This is a genomic window from Rhodococcus sp. BL-253-APC-6A1W, assembly GCF_012843405.1.
In the GTDB taxonomy this organism is placed as follows: domain Bacteria; phylum Actinomycetota; class Actinomycetes; order Mycobacteriales; family Mycobacteriaceae; genus Rhodococcus.
In genome coordinates, this window is sequence record NZ_JABAFB010000024.1 from 1 (window position 1) to 5696 (window position 5696).

Annotated in this window: 2 protein-coding genes; both read right to left on the minus strand. The window is 66.4% G+C overall.

Annotated elements, in window-relative coordinates:
• Window positions 1–2555 (minus strand): amino acid adenylation domain-containing protein (locus HF877_RS21000; protein WP_346765261.1); only part of this gene is annotated, 2555 nt, incomplete at its 3' end.
• A 420-nt stretch (window positions 2556–2975) separates the two neighbouring features.
• Window positions 2976–5696, minus strand: a 2721-nt coding sequence (locus tag HF877_RS21005; RefSeq protein ID WP_169623137.1) for a condensation domain-containing protein, incomplete at its 5' end; no start/stop codon positions are given.

The window sequence follows — 5696 nt, forward strand, 5'->3', positions numbered from 1 at the left end:
ACCGTGATGTCCTCGGTGCCCGACAAACGCGCGAGCAACACAGCGAAAGCCGCATGCACCGCCATGAACAACGTCGAGTTCCGCGCTCGCGCGAGCTCAACCAGCTTACGATGCAAATCAGCGTCGATGTCGAACTCGACGTCGTCGCCGGCAAAGGACTGTTCCGCCGGCCGTGGCCGGTCGGTCGGAAGGTCCAGCTGATCGGGAAGGCCGTCCAAAGACTGTTTCCAGAACGCGATCTGCTTGGCTGCCAACGACTCCGGGTCCGACTCGTCGCCGAGTACCTCACGCTGCCACAACGAGTAATCCGCGTACTGCACCTCGAGCGCCGACCACCCTGGGGCCGCGCCCGCGGCCCGCGCCGCATACGCAGTGACCACATCCCGGGTCAACGGCCCCATCGAGAACCCGTCACCGGAAATATGATGAATCACTACCACCAGCAGATGCTCCTGCGGCGCGACCCGCAACAACCGCACCCGCACCGGAACCTGGAGCGTCACATCGAAACCGGTAGTCACAGCCTCAACGACCCGCCCCGGTGCATCGTCGGCACTCACGTCCTCGACCCGTACCTCCACGACCGCATCGCCGGCACCGAGCACCTTCTGGAAACCGACCCCGTCGACCTCCGGATACACCGTCCGCAACGACTCGTGCCGCGCGACCACATCCGACACCGCCGCCTGCAAAGCGTCGACATCCAGCGAGCCCGACAATCTGATCGCCACCGGGATGTTGTTCGCCGCCGACCCCGGATTCAACCGGTTGAGGAACCACATCCGTTGCTGCGCCAGCGACAACGGCACCAGCTCGGGACGGGTTTGCGCGACGAGAGGGGTCTCGTTCCCTACCGCGAGGGGTTCGATCAGGGCCGCGAGTTCTCCCACCGTGGAGTGCTCGAACAGCAGGCGCGCGGGTACGCGGGTGCCGAGGCGTTCACCGAGGCGCGCGGCGAGTCGGGTCGCCACGAGTGAATTGCCACCCAGTGCGAACAAGTCGTCATCGAGCCCGATGCACTCGACACCGAGGAGTGCGCCGAACTCTTCCGCCACGGCAACCTCGAGCGCAGTTGCGGGTGGACGAAACTGCACCGAAACCGACTCCGGCTCAGGCAACGCCGCACGATCGATTTTGCCCGACGGCGTCAACGGCACATCATCCAACACGACGATCGCCGACGGAACCATGTGCGCCGGAAGCATTTCCGACACCGTTGCGGATATCTCTCCGGCATCGATCTCGACACCTCCCGCGGAATGCACATACGACACCAGTCGCATCTCACCCGCCGGCGTCTCGCGGCCCACAGTGATCGCGAAATCGACTCCATCGGAGGTCGCAAGCGCGGCATCGATTTCACCGAGTTCGACCCGAAGGCCGCGGATTTTGATTTGGAAATCGTTGCGCCCCAGGTAGATCAGTTCGTCGTCGCCACTACGCGGCGCACGGACGAGATCACCGGTGCGGTAGAGCCTCGTTCCGTCGGGACCCGCAACGAAACGTTCGGCTGTCAGACCCGGTCTGCCCCGATAACCACGAGCAAGAGCGGGACCCGACACATACAGCTCACCCGCAACGCCGGGCGCGACCGGATTCAGGCGGCTGTCGAGTACGTACGCACCCAGATTTCGCACCGGTGTACCGATGGTCACCGGCCTCCCCGGCTCGAGAGCACCGCTGCAATGCGTCATGATCGTCGCTTCGGTCGGCCCGTAGGCGTTGAGGAACCGCCGTCCCGGTGCCCACCGCTCCACCACATCCGGCGGGCACGCCTCGCCGCCCGACACCACCATTTCGAGTCCGTCGAGTCCCTCGGAATCGAGCGACGCCAACACCGCGGGCGTAATCAGCGCGTGGGTCACCCGGTGACGACGAAGAAGCTCGGTCAGTTCGGCGCCGGCGAACGCATCGGGCGGGGCGACGACCATGGCAGCACTCACGGAAATCGCCATCAGCCATTCGAGCACCGACGCGTCGAAGCTGGGCGAGGCGACGTGAAGGGTGCGGGAGGATGCAGTGGCCCCGAAGCGGTCCACCATCTCTTGTACCAGGTCGGACAGACCGCTGTGCGTCACCGGAACGCCCTTCGGGCGGCCCGTGGACCCCGAGGTGTAGATGACGTACGCCGGGTTCTCGGGTCGCAGGACACTCACGCGCTCGTCGAAGGACACCGGAGCGGGCGACAGCGCTTCCACTTCGGCCCTCGATTGCGGGTCGTCGAGCGCGAGCCACTCCACGGTGTCCGGCAGCGACGACACCGTCGCCGCGAGCGTAAGCCCGATCGCCGCACCCGAATCCGCGAGCATGTACGCGACGCGATCGGGAGGGTAGTTCGGATCTACCGGAACGAAGGCCGCACCGGTCTTCGCCACCGCCCAGATGGCCAGCACGGACTCGAACGACCGGGCCAGCGAGATTGCGACAATGTCTTCGGGGCCGAGTCCACGGTCGATCAACGCTCGCGCGAGGCGCGAAGAGTCGGCGTCGATTTCCGCGTACGTCCACGAGCGATCCTCGAACATCACCGCGGGAGCAGAAGGGTTACGTTCCACCGCGGTCCCAAGCAACTGCGGCAGAAGTATCGCGCGCGAACCCCGCCGACGTGCGGGACGTCGACGCTCCCGTCCACGTTCGGACACTGGCGGCCGTCCACTCTCGGGTTCGCCGACGTTTTCCCGTGCGACGCCGTCCCCTTGCTGCATGCCGGCCTTGCGCGAGGCTTCACTCACCACTGGTCTCGCTTCCCTCATATCTCCGTTTCGGCCGTCGCCGCCCGTTGGTTACCGGACAGTCGTCAGCTGCCCAATAGAGCATCGTGGGCCGGGGGTCATGTTACGGCTACTGGTGGGTCGCACCCGTTGGGATGACCTCGCGAGAGCCCCCGCAACACAAGGAAGTTTGGCGTTCTTCCTGTTCAGGGTGCAAATCATGTCCTCCCGAGTGACCGCCGGCCCCGGCTCCCATGGCGTCCCTCACCGACCCGTGGCCCAGGGATCTCTGGACGGGCTGAGAACCCACGCCGCATCGGACGGCGCGCTCACGTCTTCGCCGTCGGTCACGAACACCGTCTCGAGGTCGGCGCACGTTGCCAGGGCATCCACCGCATCGCGGGGCACGAACGCGTGGGTCACCCACTCTTCCTCCGCGAGATGGGCGACATCGGACGCGTTGTCCGCCATCACCACTACGGCACCCGCGAGGGCGGCAGCAAGTACGGCATGGAGCACCCACCGATTCGCGTCCGGACCGGCAACGAGAATCCTTGCGTCGTAGGTCAACTCCTTGCCGACGATACCGTTGCGGAGGAGCGCGACCGCCCTTCCCTGGGAGAGCGCGGTGTCCGGGAAGCGGATCCCCGCATCCCCGAGACTCGGTACGGCGGTCCGCTCGGTGTAGGCAATCGTCCGCGCCGAGAGGCCGGACACCTCCGAGACCAGGTCCGGTGCGTCCATAGCCAGTCGTCGGCCGGAGCCGTGAACGTCGCGGTCGGTGGTCGTCAGTACCCAGCGGGCAGCCTCCGACGACCCGACTGCCAGTGCCGCACCCGACTTGACCACTGCCCACGCAGCGATCACCAAGTCGATGCCTACAGGCAGATCGACGCAGACCGTCTCCCCCGGGCCGGCTCCGAGGGCGATCAGGTAGCGAGCCCACTGCGACGAGCGTTGTTCGACCTCGCCGTAGGTCGACTCGACGTCGCCCACCACCACTGCCGGCGCATCGGGATCGGACTCGACGGCGACGCGCAACTCCTGCGCGATGGTGACGTCGGCGTCCTGCACCGTCGTGGTGTCCTGACGCGGAGCGCTGCCTGTCACCGCTGTGATCTCGTCCTCCGTGCGGAGTTCGATGTCTCCGACGATCGCCGCGGGATCCGCAGCCACCTTGTCCAAGAGAGCCACGAAACGACGGGCGAACGCATCCACGGTGCCCTCGTCGAACAGATCGGTCGCGTAGGTCAGTGCTACCGACATGCCTGCCGGCGTTCCCTCCGGGGTGTCGTGAGGTTCGACGGTGACCTGCAGGTCGAACTTGGCCGCGAGTTCCCCTGTGCCGATCGTGTCGACCGTCAGCCCGGGCAGTTCCATCCGTGCCTGCTCGAGGTTCTGGAACGACAGGACGGTCTGGAACGCGGGATGACGAGCGGACGACCGAGCGATCCCTAATTCGTCGACGACACGCTCGAACGGAATGTCCGCGTGCGTGAACGCTTCGAGGTCACCGGATCGCACTGCGTCGAGCAGCGACTCGAAGGCCGTGGCCGGATCGACGTCCGTGCGCAGCGCGAGCGTGTTGACGAACATGCCGACCACGTCGTCCAGTGCTCGGGCGCCACGGCCCGCCACCGCGGTACCGACGACCACATCGCGGGAGTTGCTCAGCCGGGAGAGGAGGACGGCGAGAGCGGCGTGCACCACCATGAACAGGGATGCCCGGCGCGACCCGGCGAGTGAGTCGAGACGGGCATGGGTCTGCGCCGACACCTCGATCGTCGTGGTTGCACCCCGGCCGCTCGCCTGGGCGGGACGCGGACGATCGGTGGGCAGGTCGAGCAGATCCGGTATGCCCGCGAGCCTCTCACGCCAGTAGGCCAGTTGAACCCCGGCGGGCGAGTCGGGATCGTCGGCGTCGCCCAGTACCTCCTGTTGCCAGAGCGCGAAGTCGGCGTACTGCACCTCGAGCGGAGGCAAGGCCGGGGCCGTTCCTGCCGCCCTGGCGATGTATGCGCCCATGAGGTCGCGGGCCAGCGCAGGCAGCGACGCACCGTCTGCCGAAATATGGTGCACGACAAGCACGAGCACGTGGTCGTCCGGACCGAGCGTTACGAGAAGACCTCGAACAGGCACCTCGGTGGTGACGTCGAATCCGCGCCCGGCGACCTCCGCCACGGTCTCGAATGCCTCTTGCTCCGAGGCTGCGGTCACCACCGTCAGGTCCTCCACCGTGGTGGCCGGAACGATCTGCTGCCGAGGGCCGTGTTCGTCGTGCGGGTACACGGTGCGCAGTGCCTCGTGACGTTCGACGACATCACGCACCGCCGCACCCAGGCCCGCGACCTCGAGTTCGCCACGCAACCGGATGCCGAGCGGGATGTTGTAGGAGCCGGACGTGGGGTCGAGCTGGTTCAGCACCCATATTCGCTGCTGAGGAAGGGACAGCGGAATCCGTTCGGGGCGGGTTCTCGCCACGAGTTCCGGCCTCCCGGATGCGACGGGACCCGCGTCGATACGCGCTGCGAGGCCGGCGACGGTGGGCTCCTCGAACAATTCACGGATCGCCAGTGAAGAACCGAGGGCCTCGTTGACTCGGGCGATCACCCGGGTAGCGACCAGAGAGTTGCCACCGAGCGCGAAGAACGAATCCTCCGCACCGACTCGATCGATTCCGAGGACCTCGCCCCATACCTTCGCGATCGCGATCTCGGATTCGGTTGCGGGATCGCGGGATTCGCGATCTCCGAAGACAGGGGAAGGCAACGCCTTACGGTCCAGCTTGCCCGACGAACCCAACGGGAACTCGTCGAGCACCACAAACACCGACGGCACCATGTACGCCGGCAACAGCCCCGAGACGAACTCGGCCAACTCGTCACGATCCACCGTGGCCCCCGCGACGGGCACCACATAACCCACCAGCTGATCCCCGAGATCAGAGGCCGACACCACCACCGCAGCCTGGCTGATCGACTCGTG